Annotated in this window: 17 protein-coding genes, 1 tRNA gene and 1 riboswitch; of the genes, 12 read left to right on the forward strand and 6 right to left on the reverse strand. The window is 61.4% G+C overall.

Features of this window, described 5'->3' with window-relative positions:
- The first annotated feature begins 4 nt into the window (after window positions 1-4).
- From CVS30_RS01735 to CVS30_RS01745, 3 genes are all read left to right on the forward strand, one after another.
- Window positions 5-1261 (forward strand): sensor histidine kinase, encoded by a 1257-nt coding sequence (locus tag CVS30_RS01735; protein ID WP_110483588.1) that lies wholly within the window; start codon window positions 5-7, stop codon window positions 1259-1261.
- A gap of 31 nt (window positions 1262-1292) precedes the next feature.
- A complete protein-coding gene (locus CVS30_RS01740) occupies window positions 1293-1961 on the forward strand; it encodes a response regulator (protein ID WP_110483732.1) in 669 nt (222 codons plus the stop codon).
- Window positions 1962-2178: 217 nt separating this feature from the next.
- Window positions 2179-5661, forward strand: coding sequence for a M66 family metalloprotease (locus CVS30_RS01745; protein ID WP_110483589.1), 3483 nt, complete (start codon window positions 2179-2181; stop codon window positions 5659-5661).
- Here CVS30_RS01745 and CVS30_RS01750 read toward each other — a convergent pair whose 3' ends face one another.
- On the reverse strand, window positions 5662-6438 hold the full coding sequence (locus CVS30_RS01750) for a VOC family protein (protein ID WP_110483590.1): 777 nt from the start codon (window positions 6436-6438) through the stop codon (window positions 5662-5664).
- Between the two features lie 165 nt (window positions 6439-6603).
- Complete coding sequence (locus CVS30_RS01755) at window positions 6604-7092, reverse strand: YajQ family cyclic di-GMP-binding protein (protein ID WP_110483591.1); 489 nt, start codon at window positions 7090-7092, stop codon at window positions 6604-6606.
- Window positions 7093-7310: 218 nt separating this feature from the next.
- Here CVS30_RS01755 and CVS30_RS01760 point away from each other — a divergent pair, with 218 nt between their 5' ends.
- The 4 genes from CVS30_RS01760 (at window position 7311) to CVS30_RS18625 (ending at window position 8883) form a co-directional block, all read left to right on the forward strand.
- Window positions 7311-7622 (forward strand): hypothetical protein, encoded by a 312-nt coding sequence (locus CVS30_RS01760; RefSeq protein WP_110483592.1) that lies wholly within the window; start codon window positions 7311-7313, stop codon window positions 7620-7622.
- A gap of 174 nt (window positions 7623-7796) precedes the next feature.
- Window positions 7797-7881: transfer RNA gene (locus CVS30_RS01765), tRNA-Tyr, on the forward strand.
- A gap of 107 nt (window positions 7882-7988) precedes the next feature.
- Window positions 7989-8663 (forward strand): hypothetical protein, encoded by a 675-nt coding sequence (locus CVS30_RS01770; protein WP_110483593.1) that lies wholly within the window; start codon window positions 7989-7991, stop codon window positions 8661-8663.
- A gap of 49 nt (window positions 8664-8712) precedes the next feature.
- Complete coding sequence (locus CVS30_RS18625; protein ID WP_442319996.1) at window positions 8713-8883, forward strand: sunset domain-containing protein; 171 nt, start codon at window positions 8713-8715, stop codon at window positions 8881-8883.
- A 10-nt stretch (window positions 8884-8893) separates the two neighbouring features.
- On the opposite strand, the gene CVS30_RS01775 is transcribed toward CVS30_RS18625, so the two are convergent.
- Window positions 8894-9121, reverse strand: a complete 228-nt coding sequence (locus tag CVS30_RS01775; RefSeq protein ID WP_146233289.1) for a hypothetical protein — start codon at window positions 9119-9121, stop codon at window positions 8894-8896.
- A gap of 413 nt (window positions 9122-9534) precedes the next feature.
- Between CVS30_RS01775 and CVS30_RS01780 the strand changes: the two genes are divergently transcribed.
- On the forward strand, window positions 9535-9915 hold the full coding sequence (locus tag CVS30_RS01780; protein WP_110483595.1) for a thioredoxin family protein: 381 nt from the start codon (window positions 9535-9537) through the stop codon (window positions 9913-9915).
- A 62-nt stretch (window positions 9916-9977) separates the two neighbouring features.
- Here the strand turns inward: CVS30_RS01780 and CVS30_RS01785 are convergent, their stop codons facing one another.
- Together CVS30_RS01785 and CVS30_RS01790 are read right to left on the reverse strand one after the other, a co-directional pair.
- On the reverse strand, window positions 9978-10256 hold the full coding sequence (locus CVS30_RS01785) for a putative quinol monooxygenase (protein WP_110483596.1): 279 nt from the start codon (window positions 10254-10256) through the stop codon (window positions 9978-9980).
- A 58-nt stretch (window positions 10257-10314) separates the two neighbouring features.
- The gene (locus CVS30_RS01790) at window positions 10315-11268 is read right to left on the reverse strand and encodes a DNA-3-methyladenine glycosylase family protein (RefSeq protein WP_245934381.1); all 954 of its coding nucleotides are present in this window, start codon (window positions 11266-11268) and stop codon (window positions 10315-10317) included.
- Between the two features lie 102 nt (window positions 11269-11370).
- A riboswitch (SAM riboswitch) is annotated at window positions 11371-11485 on the forward strand.
- A 6-nt stretch (window positions 11486-11491) separates the two neighbouring features.
- Here CVS30_RS01790 and CVS30_RS01795 point away from each other — a divergent pair.
- The 4 genes from CVS30_RS01795 to CVS30_RS01810 all read left to right on the forward strand — a co-directional run bounded on the left by CVS30_RS01795 (window position 11492) and on the right by CVS30_RS01810 (window position 14901).
- Window positions 11492-12310 carry an ABC transporter ATP-binding protein gene (locus CVS30_RS01795; RefSeq protein ID WP_110483597.1) on the forward strand — a complete coding sequence of 273 codons (819 nt, stop codon included), beginning with the start codon at window positions 11492-11494 and terminating at the stop codon, window positions 12308-12310.
- Window positions 12311-12364: 54 nt separating this feature from the next.
- Window positions 12365-13402 carry an aliphatic sulfonate ABC transporter substrate-binding protein gene (locus CVS30_RS01800; protein WP_110483598.1) on the forward strand — a complete coding sequence of 346 codons (1038 nt, stop codon included), beginning with the start codon at window positions 12365-12367 and terminating at the stop codon, window positions 13400-13402.
- Complete coding sequence (locus CVS30_RS01805; protein WP_110483599.1) at window positions 13402-14211, forward strand: ABC transporter permease; 810 nt, start codon at window positions 13402-13404, stop codon at window positions 14209-14211. The genes CVS30_RS01800 and CVS30_RS01805 overlap by 1 nt, the downstream gene beginning before the upstream one ends.
- 96 nt (window positions 14212-14307) lie before the next feature.
- Complete coding sequence (locus tag CVS30_RS01810) at window positions 14308-14901, forward strand: hypothetical protein (protein WP_146233290.1); 594 nt, start codon at window positions 14308-14310, stop codon at window positions 14899-14901.
- Here the strand turns inward: CVS30_RS01810 and CVS30_RS01815 are convergent.
- Entirely contained in the window at window positions 14898-15848 is a 951-nt protein-coding gene (locus CVS30_RS01815; RefSeq protein ID WP_110483601.1) for a LysR family transcriptional regulator, read from the reverse strand. The two genes, CVS30_RS01810 and CVS30_RS01815, sit on opposite strands and share 4 nt — an antisense overlap.
- Between the last annotated feature and the right edge of the window lie 161 nt (window positions 15849-16009).

Raw genomic sequence — 16009 nt, forward strand, 5'->3', positions numbered from 1 at the left:
GCGGATGGGCGAACAGGAGAGTCTGCCGACTCCCACACCCTTTAGTACCGTCAATCTTTGGCGGATGAAGGGCATCAGCTGGGTATGGCTGGGCACGGCGGCCGGTTGCATCGCGCTCTTGGCAGTGGGCGCGCCGCTGAACATGAATCTGTACCACATGGCACTGCCCTTTGCTCTGGGTCTGGCCATCCTTCACGTCGCGGCCTTGGGGCTGAGTGCTGCTCGTCCTTTGGCCGGTGTCATGGTGTCTTTGATTCCCATGACCATGCTGCCGCTGGTCTCCTCGCCCGTAGGTCTGGCGCCCATGCCCTTCAGCGTCGTCGCCATCATTACACAAGTCCTGGTCATCTGTGTCGCGGGGCTTCGCGCGCATTGGATGGTTCCGGCCTTTGGCTGGCTCGCCAGCGTGGTCATTGGTGTGGGGCTGAACTATGTCACGATGCCCCACGGGCAAACCGTCGGTGCCCAAAACAACGTTGTCATTTTTGCTGCTGTTTCGGGCGGGCTCATGGTGGCCGCCGTAGTTGCTCAGCAATGGCAACACCTGCGCACGGAGCTGGCCGCGGAACGCACGGTGAGCGCCGAGGAGCAGTCCCGCCGCCGTCTGGCCGAGGAGCGCACCCGGATTGCCCGCGAGCTGCACGACGTCGTGGCCCATGGGATGTCGGTCGTGGTGGTGCAAGCTACCACCGCCCCCTATCGCCACCCCGGGCTCAGCGAGGACTTGAAGAAGGAGTTTGACGACATTGCCGTGAACTCCCGGCGGGCCATGACCGAGATGCGCAGCATGCTGGGATCGCTGCGCAACGCGGACGCTGGTCGCCAGTTGGGACCGCAACCCACCCTCGCAGACCTGCCACAACTTCTTGCCTCTGCCCGATCGGCAGGGATCCGAATTTCGGAACCTAAGCTGTCCGACGTCGAACATCACGACATCGCCGAGGTCATCGCCTTGACGGCTTACCGGATTGTGCAGGAGGCGCTCAGCAACGTCATTCGGCACGCACCCGGGGCTGATGTGGAGGTGGAATTCACGGTGCAGGGGAGAAACCTCAGCGTTCGGGTCACGAACTCCAAGTCCGATGTGGGGGCGTTAATGGCGCAGCTCGACAAGGGCTCGCACGTGGGACAGGGCTTGATTGGGATGCGGGAGCGTGCGGGGATTGTGGGCGGAACCGTGAGCTGCCTGCCAATGCCCGACGGCGGATTCCAAGTCACAGCGCAGCTGCCCCTTGACGCGAACGGCAGTACCTCCAGATGATGAGAATTAGTAGTAAGGGATGTGCCCGGTCGTGAGTATTCGAGTGATTGTCGTGGACGATCAGGCCATGGTTCGAGAGGGCTTTGCCGCGCTCCTTGGCGCGCAGGAGGACATCGAGGTGGTGGGTCAGGCCGAAAACGGCGCCATCGCGGTTCAGCTCGCGGCTGCCCACCGGCCAGATGTGGTGTTGATGGATGTGCGCATGCCTGTCATGGACGGGCTGGAGGCTGCCCGGCGGATTCTGGCGGAGGCTCCCGAACCGGAAACGACGCATGTTTTGATGCTGACAACCTTTGACGTTGATGACTATGTTTACGATGCCCTGCGACTCGGTGCAAGTGGTTTCCTGCTCAAGGATGCCCTGGCCGATGAACTCGTTGCCGCGGTGCGAATCGTGGCGTCAGGGGAGGCGCTCCTGGCCCCCTCTGTGACCAAGCGGATGATCGAGCAATTTGCGGTATCGCGTGCCCGGCCAGCGCTGTCACAGGAACCACTGGAGGGATTGACCGACCGTGAACTTGAGGTCATGACCTTGATCGGCAGAGGCCTGTCCAATCAGGAAATTGCCGCGGAACTTTTCATCGCCCAACAGACTGTCAAGACCCACGTCAGTAAGATTCTGGCCAAGTTGGAATTGCGTGACAGGGTCCAGGCCGTGGTGCTGGCCTATGACACCGGGCTGGTTGAACCCGGGAGTTAGGCACTGGCCAAAAGGCTAGTCTTTTGGCGGGTGGAAGCGAAGAGCCCAGTGTTTGTAACGATAGTGTTCCACATGGGATGTCCAGAAATTTTATTTGTGGTGAGTTTTTCTCGCGGGGTGCTGCGGGAGTGCTATTTTCTTTCCGGAGTTAGCAGGCAGAGCGTTGCTCGAGTCGGAGCCCGGCGCGAACAATCGCCCCACAAGTAAAGGAATATATATGGACACGCCGTTGTCTTTCAGAGGCTCCCCGGGACGAAAAAACGTCATGGCTCGTACCCTATGGACCACCGCCGCCCTAGCCGCCTTGCTCGGCGGAATACTCCCCGTGCCAGCCACTGCGGCACCTGTTGCGGCGACCGCTGCCGGGATTCTTGCCGGGGGTACGGCCAGTATCGAAATCAACGGCGTGAGCATCACCGGCCAGATCAGTGATGTCAGCCGTGACGTGCTCACCCAGCCATACACCATAGGCGAACAGGTGGCCTTTAAGTTCGCTGTTCGCAATGGCGGTGCGCAAACGCAAACGGTCACACCTGTTGCGGGAAATTTCACCCCCTTTGTTCCCGCCGATGGGACCGGTAACTGCCGGTGGATCAACCTGGCGGTAGGAGCCTCCTACACTTGCACCACGGCAAAGCACACCGTCACCGCGGAGGACCTGGCCGCGGGTGTCTTCATGACGGCAACGAGCTGGCAGGTGGGGCAGCTGATAAAGGAATTGCCCACGCCCACGCTTGCCTTGCGCAGCAATGTCACCACCACGGTGGGTCAGGTGAGCATCTCGGGTACGCCGGCGAACCCGCAGCGGAACACGGCCACTGAGCCGTATGCCGTGGGGGAGGAGCTGGAATACCTCTTTACCGTTCGGAACAACGGCACCACCACTCTGGATGTCACCCCGCAGTCAGGGGCATTCGCTCCATTTTTGGTTCCTGATGGAAAGGGGAACTGCCGTTACCTAGGCCTGGCCGCGGGAGCTTCCTACACCTGCACCACGACCAAGCACACGGTGACGCGGGAGGAGCTCGACAGCGGCTTCTTCCAGCCCACCACCACCTGGCAGGCCGGTACCGTGACGGGCTCGGTGACCACCGACGCGGCCGCACTCGGCACCCCACTGGCCGATCCTCTGGCCGGCTACCTTGCCGCAGGTCCTGCCGACCGTGGGCTGGGCTTCCACGACGTGGACAAGACCGGCGCGGAACGCGCCATTCGCAACGACCTCTCCGACGGAGAACTCACCGGGATGGTGGAATTCGCGCAGACTCACACCATCAATCCCGCCGGGAACGATGCCACCGATATGCCAGATCTGGTAGCGCAGCGCGCAGCCTTGTTACTCTTCACGCCCACCACCGCAACCCGCTCAGTCAGCGTCGCCGCCAGCGTCAAAGGCGTGAGTAAAGGAACCTTCGCGCTCAAGACGCCCGAGGAGCTTCCCGCAACTGATGCGAACTTCTCTATCGGCCGAGCCGAGGTGGTCTACTCCAAGCGTGCCTGGAGCGTTGACCTGCCGTGGGACGTGGTTGTCCCCGGGCTTGAGCTGAGCTTCACCGACGCTAGTGGTGCAACCGGTACCCTACCGGCACAGAACATCACCATGGCACCGCCAGCAGAACTTGTCATCAACAATATTGAGTTGGGCATGCTGACCACGCCCAATATGAACGGCGACCATGCCTTCATCAACAAGCCGGCAGCATCGGCAGCGGATTACTTCCAGACCATCCCGGCATCCAAGCTAATCATGGCCAAATACGAGACGGTCCAATTGAACAAGGTCATTGTGGCCAACGGCAACATCTACACACCGGACAGTCCCTCCGTGACCAACGGTGATGTGTACTCGGGTGACATGCGTGAAAAAGTGGGCAAGGCCCAGGTCTCCACGGGCATCAACCTGGCCAACTTTGGCCAGACCTCCGGTGCCATGAACCAGCAGCAACCGAGCCTTTTCAACCAGCGGATCATCCATCACTCGGCGGGTCTCTACGCCAATGGACGGGCCGAACACGGCCTCTCGGGCGGCAATGGCATGGCCACGATCTACGCTTCAAGCGGCAATGAACTCAGCCACGAGCTGGGTCACTCTTATGGATTGGGACACTACCCGGGGCAGAACAACTCACTCCCAGGTGATGCCGCGGTCATTAAAACCACGCACCATTCCGAATCCGGCTGGGGCTGGAATGCCTACCGCGATGCGATGCGCACCAGTCTCCAGATGGGTAGTTTTAAACCGGAGGGCATAGGCATCAACGGGGTCACGTTCAAGGAGACCTTTGCCGGGTCTTATAACTACCTGAAGGATGCCATGTCCGGAGGCTGGCCCGAAGGAAATTACTCCAAGTACACCTTCCATACCGGCTATAGCGCGGACCGGATCCAGGAATCATGGAAGAGCGTTGTCCCTGACTTGAACTATCCCAGCGGATACCGCACCTGGGACGCGACAACGCAGAGCTACGTTGACGCCAAGGTTGCCAACGCTTCCTTCAACGCACTCCGACCCACCGCGGTGGGGGTGCCCGTTGTGACGCTACTAGGTGGTTACGTCCCAGCTGATTCCTCGAAGGCAGTGCTCTACCCGGCATTCCGCTCCAACTACGGAAACGCCTTCAACTACCCTGCGCCGATTCTTGACGGGACGCCGGCCACGCGTGTGTGCTGGATGGACGTTGACTTCTTGGATGGCACAGCAAAGCAGTTTGCGCTCAGTGGTGGCGTCGCCGGTGTCCCCGTAGCTAACGCACTGCAGTTCAACATCAATATCGCCCAGGCTGACAAGCCCACAGCGGCTCAACTCTCCTGCAAGCAGAACGGAGTAGTGTCCCAGTACGGGGAACGCATCACGATCGCCACGGATCTTCCCGCCATGGCCGCAGCCGTGACCATCGGTGAGGACGCCGGCTACACGGCTGTGCGCGATGCTGAGTTGCCAGCCCTGCAAACCGAGTTGGAATCACTGGCGACCAGCGAATTGCCCCTGCTGAGTAAATCGTCCAAGACGTCCCTGGCTTCCTGGCAAGAGAGTCTGGACCTCCTGAGCCCGACTGCCAAGACCGTGGCAGAGACCATTCTGGCGCGTCAGACGGCTGCCGACAACGCTGCTAAGTTCCTGCGCTACTACCAGGACACCGATTCCACCCAAGCCACACAGACACGTTTCAAGGAGCTGCTGACGAGCTCAGGATTGGCGGCGTCCGTGGACGCACAGGTGGTGCCGGAAGGCTCCGTCATCAAGGTTGATCGTGGCAATTCTGGAGTTACGGATGGTTACTGCCTCAAGCTCTACACGAACGACGACGGTTCCCTCGAGGCCCGCGTCCCCACAGCCGCCACCGTGGCGACCGAATGCACGGGAGCAGCAACGGAAAAGTGGGTCATCGATGCCCGCGGTGCCGTGCACAACGGGGCCCGCCCGGATCTCTGCCTCACGAGCAGCAATCCGAGCAGGCCAGCTGTGTGCGATAGCTCCTCTGCAGAGCAGAGCTGGACGTACACGGCTGATGGGCATCTGCAGTCGGTGGTTTCCCCCAGCAAATCCATGGATCTGCACCGCACCACCCGGCTGCCGTATCTCTACCCGACTCATTCGGGTACCAACCAGAAATGGACGGGCATGAGCCGCAGCACGGTGCCAGCCTTGGCGCTCTTGGATGCCGCATCACTCAAGGCTCTGGGGGAGTTAGGACTCTAGTTACCGGGGAGGCTGGACCAGCTTGAACATCGCACCGGTGCAATCGCTGAGTCCAGCAATCCGCCCGTAAGGGGAGTCCTCGGCCGCATTAATGATCGTGGCACCCAAGGTGAGGGCCTTGGCGATGGTGGCATCGACGTCGTCCGTCTGGAAGTAAATCTGCCAACTAGAGGGGACCTCGGCCGGCAGGAACTCGGCGGCATCCATGATGCCGGCGAGTTCCTGCTCGCCCTCGACGAGGTTCGTGTAGCGAAATTCGGGGGTATCGCTCATGACAGAGGTTTCCAGGGCGAAAACGTTCCGGTAGAAGGCGACGGCGGCGGGGTAATCCTTGGTGTGCAGCTCGTGCCAGGCTGCCGCGCCGGCCTCCTCATGGGCCTGAAAGCCCGTGTGACCGCCAAATTCCCACAGGCCAATCGAGGCGCCGGCCGGATCACCGATCATGGCCATCTTGCCCTGCTCGGGTACTTCCATGGGCTCCATGAACGGGATGGCGCCGGCATTCTTGGCCGCGGTCATGGTCGCATCGATGTCATCGACGCGAAGATACGTGGACCACATATCGGGGTAGCCGCCGTCGTCCTCCTGGCTCGCCATGAGGCCCGCGACGCTCTTGCCGTCCTTGAAGGCCATGGTGTAGCCGCCGTACAGCTCCTCATCCCCGGTTTCATAGCTCCAGCCGAACAAGGCGGCGTAAAACTCTTGAGACCTGGCCTTATCCGAGGTCAGCAAATCGATCCAGCAGGGTGCTCCGGCAGGAATTTCCTGGGGGTTCATTGCGGCTCCAAACTTCGCTCTTGTGCGGGTGTTTTCACTCGGCAAGGGAAGACTATGCCCGGACGCCGCTGGGGGCAAGAGCAAAAAGCGCCTGCTGGCTGATTGTTTGCCCCGAGTTTCAGGGGCATTCAGCTAGCAGGCGCTGTGGTGGTGCTGGATTACTTCTTAGCGCATGTTGACGAACTGCAGGTCAGCGTCTTCAAACTTGCGCAGCAAGCCCATGACTTCCTGAAGATCGTCGCGGCTCTTGGAGCTCACGCGGAGCTCATCGCCCTGGATGGTGGACTTGACGCCCTTGGGGCCCTCGTCGCGGATCAACTTGTTGATCTTCTTGGCGATGTCCTGGGCAATACCTTCCTTGATTTCAGCTTCAAGGCGGTATTCCTTGCCCGAGGCGAAGGGCTCACCGGCGTCCAAGGACTTCAGGGAGATGCCGCGCTTGATCAACTTGGACTCGAAGACGTCCATGACGGCCATGACGCGTTCCTCGGAGTTGGCCTTGATCAGGATCTTCTCGCCGCTGAAATCGATCTCGGCGCCAACACCCTTGAAGTCGTAGCGCTGAACCACTTCCTTCTGGGCCTGGTGCAGGGCGTTGGCGACCTCTTGCTTGTCTACCTTGCTGACGACATCGAACGTTGACTCACTAGCCATGGTTTCCTCCTCGTATAACAAAAATGAATGGTTGATTTGCCACCAAGCTTAGCGCCCGAGGGGCCCAAACCGAGCGAAGCGAGGTTTTGGGAGGGTGCTAAGTGTTAGCGCCCGAGGGAGTTGATCGCTCACAGACTCTTCATAGCTTTCCCTCGGTAAGCGCACATTTGGGCCCGGCAGAGTAGCTACTGGACAGACCCCCACCCTCAGGAGCACTAATGACCAGGGAAGAAAGTACCCAGCCCGTTCCGACCACTCGCAAGAGAGTTGGCAAGCGGACGGTAGGCACTACCGTGGCGGCCGTCACCTTAGCTGCCGCAGCGGTTCTGGCCGGTCCGGGACTGGCGGGAGCATCGGCGTCGACCCTTGATCCTGCCAGCATTATCGGCTCGCCGCCCAACTCTGCCTCGAGCAGGATCGCCGGCGTGCAGGAAGATTTGGCCCGCGCGGTGGCACTGCATCAGGTCACGGCCGAGCAAGCAGAGTTCCTGCAGCGGCAATTGATCAAGAGAATCCAGGCTGAAGCGTAGCCAGGGAGAATCTTTTTCGGGCAAAAAATCATTGATTTCTAGCGGTTTTCAAAACTTTTTTGGACAAGAGCTGTTCTCGATTCGGTTTTTGAGCAAATACCTTGTATTGTTTTAGTGCTTCCACTTCGTGGGGGCACAACGCCAGACCCAATGATATTGGGATTGGCAGGCCATGGCAGATTACCCGAGCGGCCAAAGGGGGCTGACTGTAAATCAGCTGGCAACGCCTTCACTGGTTCGAATCCAGTATCTGCCACCATCGGGAAACCCGGTACCAAGCATGCAAGTGCTTAGTACCGGGTTTTCTTGGTTTCCGAGTCCTTTTCACGAGCCGCGGCGAACTACAGTTAAGGTATGGAATACCTCGTGCCTTTGCTTATTGTGTTGGTCATCGTCGCTGCTGTGGTTATTGGCACGAGGATCATGCGACGACGTGGTCAAGCCGGTCAAGAAACCGGTGCCCAGCTGGGGCGGAAGGCGGGCAAGGTTCATCGGGAAGTGACACGGGAGAACGCCGAGGCGGCCAGTGCGCGGCTGACCCCGGAGGAACACCGGCGCGTGTACTCCTTAATCGCTCAGCGCCAGGTACTCAACGCCGTTAAGGAATACCGTGAGGCTACGCGTCTGGGCCTAGGAGATGCGGCGGCGGCAGTTGCGGCACTGGCCCAGTTCCCGCAGCCCACACCGGAGAAGGTAACCCAGCCCAAGATGCCCGTCGAAAGCCCCGCGGCGATCAAGGACGGGCCGCTTACGGTGGAGGACATCATCGGCGCGGCACCCGACGTCGCGGTTCCGGCCATGGATACCCCGAGCGTTGAACGTATGGCACCCAGCACTTATCGCTACCGGGCGATCGTGTCCCAGGGTGAAGAGATTCGCGAGGTGACCAGCACCCGCCTCAATGAGCAGATTTTCTCGGAGATCCGCGCCTTGGCCCGCGCCGGAAAGCACGACGACGCGACGGCCCTCTTGCGCAGTCACGCCGACATTGGAGAGACCGAGGCGCAGGAATTCGTCTCGATGATCGGCCCCGAGGACTAACCCCGTCCAGGGAAGCTGTAACGTTCAAGCAACCTGCAGGATGCGTGACATGGTGGGGCTGAATATTTGCCCAACCGCTGTATCAACTCCCAAAGAGAGCCCATGGATCTTTCCTTGCACGCGTCAACTGGGAGCCTTCTATCTCAAGACGACGCCGGAAATTTGCTTCTCCACGGAGACTGAAGCCAAGAATGCAGGCTACCGAAAGTCCAAGGTCTAGGGTGCGGCAATTACTTGTCGAGAATGAAACCATCCTGGTGGTGGATGAGCTGGCGGCCCATGCCGGAGCTGAGCTGAATCCACAGGCACGCACGATCGTGGGACTGTGTTTCCACACGGCCTTCTAAACGCCAGCCTCGTTCGTTGACCAGGGTCACGGGATCATTCTCGGCCATGACGGGCCACACCTCGTTGATATCGGGGTTGATGAACGTGCGGTGGCGAATACGGCGGGTCATGGCTTCTCCTAGCGTGAGGGCTTCGCTGTTGTACTTCAATAACGACTCAACACCGCCATCATGCGTGGATCAGGTGAACTAGCTGTGAACTTGGTGTGTCCGGAGTTTCAAAGTTCGGTGAAACGCTCATGGTTCGTCGCGGGATGGACACAAAAAGTGAGTTCTCGGGGTCGACTAGGCCTGACTCTGCGTTGACCCGCGTTGACCCGTCAGGTAATGCCCATTAGAACGTTCAAAAGGGCATTACCTGACAGGTCAACACAGGGGAGCGGAGGATGAGGGATGCGCCGTCGTCCTGTGGCGAGGAAACACGCCGGGGGTGCCCTCCGAACGACGCCCTCCGCTCGTGGACTTGCTTTGGCGCTGGGCGAAATTGCTAGCCAGTCCTCAGGGCCGTCACGTACCGTAGAGGCATGGCTACAGTAGAGATCACCACCGAAAGTTTTGGCAGCACGATTGAGGACAACGACATTGTGATCGTTGATTTCTGGGCCTCCTGGTGCCAGCCGTGCGTGCGTTTTGCGCCCACGTATGAGGCTGCGTCGGAGAAGCATGGCGATGTTTTGTTCGGCAAGGTTGATACCGAAGCCCAGCAGCAGCTCGCAGCTGAAGCCAACATCACCTCGATCCCGACCCTCATGGCATTCCGCGAAAAGGTTCTGGTTTTCGCCCAGCCCGGTGCCCTGAACAGCACCCAGCTCGATTCGGTCATCGACGCCGTCAAGGCCCTGGACATGAAGGAAGTCCACGCGGCCGTCGCCGCCAAGGAAGCCGAAAGCTCCGCAGCAGAATAAACACTTAAACAGTTATGGCCCCCAACGCACATTGGGGGCCATAACTGTTTCTAGGGCAAGGACTAGGAGCGTTCCAGAATGACAGGCTCCGCCAGCAGGGCGCTCAAGGACTCGTTGAGATCCTGTACGGCGATGCCCTTGCTGTGCTTGTCTAGGTCTTCCTCGGAGGCCCACTGCTCGGTCAGGACGATCTTTTCTTCCGATTCCTCGGTGATTTCGTACTGAATGCAGCCGGTCTCTTCAACGACCTGCTCGATGGCAATATCGAGAGCGAGCTTCACGCGGAAGAATTCGCCCTCATTGGGGATGAATGTGGCTTGTAGGTTGATGATCTCGCTCATGGCTCAAGCCTAGGGGATAGCGAGTCGTGGACGGGAAGCCGTTCCGCCCTGTGAACAGCTAGTGCCGGCGGTGGTCCGAAATGCTCATGCGTGGCCCAAAAGTGGGCTTCCGGAAGCCGCTGAGCTGCAGCATCCGGACCACCCGTTGCCGCTGGCCACGCCACGGCTCGAGCAGCTCCAACATCCCCGGATCGTCCACGGCCTTCCCCGCCAGCGCCCAGCCCACATAGGCCGCCAGATGAAAATCGCCCACGGCCACTTGATCCGGATCCCCGTGCGTGCGTTGGGTGACCTCCGCCGCGGTCCACACCCCAATGCCCGGGATGCTTTGGAGTTTCTTTCCGGCTTCCTCCGCTGGCAGTTGCGCCAGTCTCTCAAGGCCCGACGACGAACGCAGCATCCGCATGATCGTCGCCGAGCGTTGTGGTCCAACGCCAGCCGCATGCCATTCCCATGACGGAATGGCCGTCCACTGCTGTGGCGTCGGGGCAAGCCTGAGCTCGGCGGGGATCTGCGCGTGAGTCCCCGCTCCCGGTGCTGGTGCGCCAAATTTTCGGAGCAGTCCCGCATAGCCTCGATGGGCCTCGAAGACGGTGACCTTTTGCTCCAAGATGGCCGGAATGAGGGAGTCAACCATCCGCCCCGTGGCGGGCAGACGCAGTGCCGGGTTCCGCCGTCGGGCATCTTTAATACGAGGGGGCAGGGAGTCTGCAAACGCGGGGGAGTCAAAGTCCGACCAGTCGTCGTGCGCGCCGAGCAAGGCCGGCGCTCCCGCGATGGCTCGCTCCGCGCCGGCACCCCACGCCTGTGCAGTCAGCTGGTGTCCCTGCTGAAGCAGTTGGAGGGTGGCCGGACCGTCGGGCGTATTGAAGGCGAGCCACGCGGCTCCCGGGGCGAGGCGGATCGTGTGATCGCCAGGGCCCCGGCCAAGAATGCCCAGCGTCTGGTGCAGCTGGTAGGGGGTGTTCGCCTCCCAGACCGTGAGGGGGCCGAGGGTTGGCGTGATGGTCATGGCTCAATAATTGCACGTGCCGCACCGTGGAATTGTTACGGCGCACTACCTGCCGGCCCATCATGATTTCCGGCCGCCCCGCGCGTCAATCTAGGCTGAGACTGACCATCCCGAGCGGCCGAGAGATCTGGCTCTATAACGCCGCAGCAACCCTGATTGACGCTTCACCACGGAGCGCTCGATGCCGGCAGGGTGCTACCGCCAGGACCGATGGAGTGCCTGCATGACTGATTTACTCACCACCCCGATTCCGCTCGCCGAACTGCAAGGTACGGCGGCCATGCCGGTCTCATTCCACAACCTGGGCCGCCGATTTGGTACCGGAGCGGGCGCGCACACCGTGCTCCGCGATGTCTCCTTCGAGGTCAAGGCCGGGGAAATCGTGGCCTTGTTGGGTCCCTCCGGCTGCGGAAAATCCACGCTCTTGCGGGCCGTTGCCGGACTTGATGCGCCCAGTTCCGGCGCCGTGAGTATCGACGGAACCGCCGTCTCGGGGATCGATCCGCGCTGTGCCGTGGCCTTCCAAGAACCTCGACTCCTGCCGTGGAAGTCTATCGCGGGCAACGTCACGATTGGCGTTCCCGCTGAATCGGATGCGGCCCAGCGTCGCGCCGTGGTCGATAAATTGGTGGGCCTCGTGGGGCTCTCAAAGTTTGCGGAACACCGCCCGCGCGAGGTCTCTGGCGGCATGGCCCAGCGGGCATCGCTGGCCCGAGCCTTGGCCCGCAACCCCGGGGTCTTGTTACTGGATGAGCCCTTCGGCGCCTTGGATGCACTGACCCGCATCACGATGCAGGATCTGCTGCTGGATATCCACGCGGCCGAGCCCACCACGGTTTTGCTCGTCACCCACGATGTTGACGAGGCCCTGCAATTGGCCGATCACATCATCTTGTTGGGCCCCGATGGTAGCGACAACCCCGGGGCGACGATCGTGCGCACCGTGGAAGTGCCCGGAGCCCGGCCCCGCGACCGGGCCTCAACAGCCTTGGCCGGGTTACGCAGTTCCCTGCTCGCCAGTCTTGGCGTTGCCGGCCACTAGGCCGCCTCACGTACTTTCATTTCTTGTCCCGCCACCACTTTTTTGAGGATCACCATGTCTTTTTCTGCCACTTTTAGCCGCCGTTCCTTCTTTGGCGCGGCCGCAGCCGTCTCCGCCCTGGCCCTTGCCGGATGCGCCGGAGAGAACGCCACGAGCAATGCGGCTGCCCCCGTCGGCGGCTCGGGCACCCTGAACATCGACTTTGCCACCTACAACCCCCTGAGCCTTGTCATCAAGGAAAAGGGCTGGCTCGAGGCAACCCTGGCCGACAAGGGCGTGAAGGTTAACTGGCTGCAATCGGCCGGATCCAACAAGGCTAACGAGGCCCTGCGCGCCGGTGCCATCGACGTTGGTTCGACGGCGGGATCTGCGGCCTTGCTGGCCCGCTCCAATGGGACTCCCATCAAGACCATCTCCATTTACTCCCAGCCGGAGTGGGCGGCCTTGGTCGCGGCGAAGGGTTCGGCCGTCACCTCGGTGGCCCAGCTGAAGGGCAAATCTGTGGCCGCCACCAAGGGCACCGATCCTTACTTCTTCTTGATTCAGGCACTCGCCGAAGCCGGCCTGAGCTCGAAGGACGTCACGGTGCAGAACCTCCAGCATGCAGACGGCCGCGCCGCCCTCGAGAACGGCTCCGTTGATGCCTGGTCGGGTCTGGACCCGATCATGGCCGGTGCCGAACAAACGGGCGCCACGCTCTTCTACCGGAACCTGAACTTCAACACCTACGGTTTCCTCAACGCCACCGAGTCCTTCCTGAAGGACAAGCCGGAACTGGCTCAGATCGTCGTGGACGCCTACGAAAAGGCTCGCATCTGGGCCGCCGCTAACCCGGAGGAAACTGCCCAGATCCTGGCCGACGTTGCGGGGCTGGACCTCGCCGTGGCTAACACCGTGATTCTAGAACGCAGCAACCTCGACGTCTCAGGCACCCCGGGCGAGAAGCAGCGGGCTGTTCTGGCCAAGATTGGCCCCACCTTTGTTGAGCTGGGCGATGTCACCGACCAGGCCAAGGTCGACGATGCTTTGGCCGCCCTGCTCAATGACTCCTTCGCGCAGAAGGCCGATCCTGCCACCATCAAGGAAGCGTAATGAGTGCGGCAACTGGAACAAAGACAACGACCAAGACGGTGACAAGCTCGCTTCTGAGCAATGGCTGGGCACGCTGGAGCCTGGGCCTGCTCTTGCCCGTTGTGATCTTGTTGGCCTGGCAGCTGAGTACCGCGGCCGGGGTCTTTTCTGCGGTGCAGTTGCCAGCGCCTCGGGCGGTTTTGGCGGCGGGCAGCGAACTCATCGCCCGCAATGAACTGTTCAACCACATCGCCATCTCCACGCAACGGGTGTTGCTTGGCTTCGCCGTCGGTGCCGCCCTGGGTGTGTCCCTGGGCGCGCTCGTGGGCTTGTCTAAAATCGCCGAGGTGATGCTCGGGCCGACCATTGGCGCACTGCGTGCCGTGCCCTCGCTGGCCTGGGTTCCCTTGCTGATCCTGTGGATGAAGATCGGTGAGGATTCCAAGGTCACCTTGATCCTGATTGGGGCGTTCTTCCCGGTCTTTACAACGGTTTCCCTGGCGCTGCGCCATGTCGATAAGAACCTTGTTGAGGCGGCCCGGGCGTTTGGGCTGAAGGGTGTGAAGCTCTTGACCACGGTGCAGTTGCCAGCAGTGGTTCCGGCGATCTTCTCCGGGCTGCGGCTCGCGCTGGCTCAGGCCTGGCTGTTTCTGGTGGCCGCGGAGCTCATCGCCGCATCCATGGGGCTAGGGTTCTTGCTCACGGATTCGCAATACAACGGCCGGACGGACAGGTTGCTGCTGGCCATCATCTTGCTGGCCGTTCTGGGTAAGATCACCGACGCCTTGCTGGGGCTGGCCGAGAAGTGGGCCGTCCGCCGTTGGTCCTGAGGTAGCACTGTCTGAAGTAGCACTCTCCGGAGTAGTCAAGCGACGCCCAGCCCAGTAGGGTGGCAGCAACACATCGGTAGGTGAATTGGGGGCAGGATGAGGTTTGCTCAGGGATCCGGCTGGCGGATGTCGCTCGACGCTTCATGGCCGCTTTCGGTGGCGCTCTACATCAGGGACGCGCTGGCTCTTCCGGCGACACAGCCCTTCTTTGTGCCGCCCGTCGAGCCGGAGCTGCCCGAGCGCATTCCGGTGCAGGGGCCGCTGGAAATCAGGCTGCTGGCGGACGAATGGGAGCTCTGGTTTACCGCCTTGATCAATAATCGTTCCGGGAGTCGATCCCTCGACGAGCTCTTATTGGAGGACCGCCACCTGGACCTGCAAAGCGCCGTGGAGCGGTGCTTCATCGCAGCGCAAAGTGCCGCGGAACTGTTCAAGCTCTCCTTCCACGACGAGCTCATGCGTTCGGGCAAGAATCACGCCGCCATCCCCTCCCGCTTGGTGCACACGATTGAAAAGGAACTCGGCCACAGTGCGGCACCGTTCGAGCTGGCCGTCCGGGTGCTCCCCGTCCAAGGCCAATGGCTACACCGGCCCAGCCCCAGGCTGGTCTTGATGAGCAGCGCCGTGGCCTTTGATCCCGAGGCGCAGCTGCGCCTACTGGGCCCCGTGCTGAGGGAACTGGCCCGCTAAAGGCTCGCGTCCGCCGTCGAACTTCCACTCGAGAGCCCCGCGGCCGTCTGCTGGAGAATCTCCCGGCAGGCCAAGATGGCCGGACGACGGCGGCTCGCGCGTCGGGCAGCCGTGAACACCGTCCGCCGTGGCCGGCCGGGCAAATCGAGCAGGGTCAGGGCTGGTTCCCGCCCCGTCCACATCAAATCCGGCATGAGGGCTACGGCGTGACCGGATTCGATGAGGCGCACCTGGGCCTGGAGATCGGCCGTCTCAAAGCGCACATCCGGCTCGAATCCGGCCTGACGGCACGCCTGCTCGGCCCAATGCCGGGACGCGGCGCCCCGCGGTTCCATGACCCAGGGCAGGGCGGCCGTGTCCTCGAGGCGTGTGATGGGCTCCGGACGCAGCCGCGCCACGGTCCCCTTGAGATCAGTGGGCGGGACGGCGAGGCGAATGGCGTCGCTCGTCAACACGACGCGGTCCAGCTCGGGATGGTGGGGAGCGGCATGCCCCGGATACTGCTCGGCGACAACCATGTCGAAATCGCGGGCCCACGTCTCATAGAGCGCCGTTTCGGGCTCGCGCTGGGTCATCTCAACGCGGACCTGCGGGTACTGCTCCGACAAAGACGTCAACAATTCCGGCAGGAGGGCTAGGGCTGCGGACTGGAACACGGCGAGCTTGACCGTGCCCGCGACCGTGGTGAGGGAAGCGGCCATATCTGCCTCGGCCCGTTCCAGCGACTCCACAATGTCTGCCGTATGCGCTACGAGAATCTCGGCCTGGGCCGTGAGTTGCACGCGCCGCCCCACCTTGCGCAGCAGTTTCACCCCGGCCTCCTTCTCCAAAAGAGCCAGCTGCTGGGACACAGCCGAGGGGCTGTATTGGAGCGCCAACGCCACATCGGCCAGCGTGCCGCGGATGTGCAATTCACGCAGCAATTTTAGGCGTCTGACGTCCAACATAAGGCTCTCCAAATAGGTAAGTAGATATGACTAATAATCATCAAAAAACACCACTTTTACTTATTGAATATTAGCCCCATACTGGAGGCAAAGAGAAGCGGCACGGCGTCGGGGGAACGCCGGGGCAACTCTCACGCATACCCCTGAACTCCAGTAGAAAT

The sequence above is a fragment of the Arthrobacter psychrolactophilus genome (assembly GCF_003219795.1).
GTDB classification, from domain to species: Bacteria; Actinomycetota; Actinomycetes; order Actinomycetales; family Micrococcaceae; genus Specibacter; species Specibacter psychrolactophilus.

Coding starts and splice junctions, on each gene's coding strand:
- CVS30_RS01735 (WP_110483588.1), top strand. CDS start 5: ATGGGCGAACAGGAGAGTCTGCCGACTCCCACACCCTTTAGTACCGTC.
- CVS30_RS01745 (WP_110483589.1), top strand. CDS start 2,179: ATGGACACGCCGTTGTCTTTCAGAGGCTCCCCGGGACGAAAAAACGTC.
- CVS30_RS01750 (WP_110483590.1), bottom strand. CDS start 6,438: ATGAACCCCCAGGAAATTCCTGCCGGAGCACCCTGCTGGATCGATTTG.
- CVS30_RS01755 (WP_110483591.1), bottom strand. CDS start 7,092: ATGGCTAGTGAGTCAACGTTCGATGTCGTCAGCAAGGTAGACAAGCAA.
- CVS30_RS01760 (WP_110483592.1), top strand. CDS start 7,311: ATGACCAGGGAAGAAAGTACCCAGCCCGTTCCGACCACTCGCAAGAGA.
- CVS30_RS18625 (WP_442319996.1), top strand. CDS start 8,713: ATGGTGGGGCTGAATATTTGCCCAACCGCTGTATCAACTCCCAAAGAG.
- CVS30_RS01775 (WP_146233289.1), bottom strand. CDS start 9,121: ATGACCCGCCGTATTCGCCACCGCACGTTCATCAACCCCGATATCAAC.
- CVS30_RS01780 (WP_110483595.1), top strand. CDS start 9,535: ATGGCTACAGTAGAGATCACCACCGAAAGTTTTGGCAGCACGATTGAG.
- CVS30_RS01785 (WP_110483596.1), bottom strand. CDS start 10,256: ATGAGCGAGATCATCAACCTACAAGCCACATTCATCCCCAATGAGGGC.
- CVS30_RS01790 (WP_245934381.1), bottom strand. CDS start 11,268: ATGACCATCACGCCAACCCTCGGCCCCCTCACGGTCTGGGAGGCGAAC.
- CVS30_RS01795 (WP_110483597.1), top strand. CDS start 11,492: ATGACTGATTTACTCACCACCCCGATTCCGCTCGCCGAACTGCAAGGT.
- CVS30_RS01800 (WP_110483598.1), top strand. CDS start 12,365: ATGTCTTTTTCTGCCACTTTTAGCCGCCGTTCCTTCTTTGGCGCGGCC.
- CVS30_RS01805 (WP_110483599.1), top strand. CDS start 13,402: ATGAGTGCGGCAACTGGAACAAAGACAACGACCAAGACGGTGACAAGC.
- CVS30_RS01810 (WP_146233290.1), top strand. CDS start 14,308: ATGAGGTTTGCTCAGGGATCCGGCTGGCGGATGTCGCTCGACGCTTCA.
- CVS30_RS01815 (WP_110483601.1), bottom strand. CDS start 15,848: ATGTTGGACGTCAGACGCCTAAAATTGCTGCGTGAATTGCACATCCGC.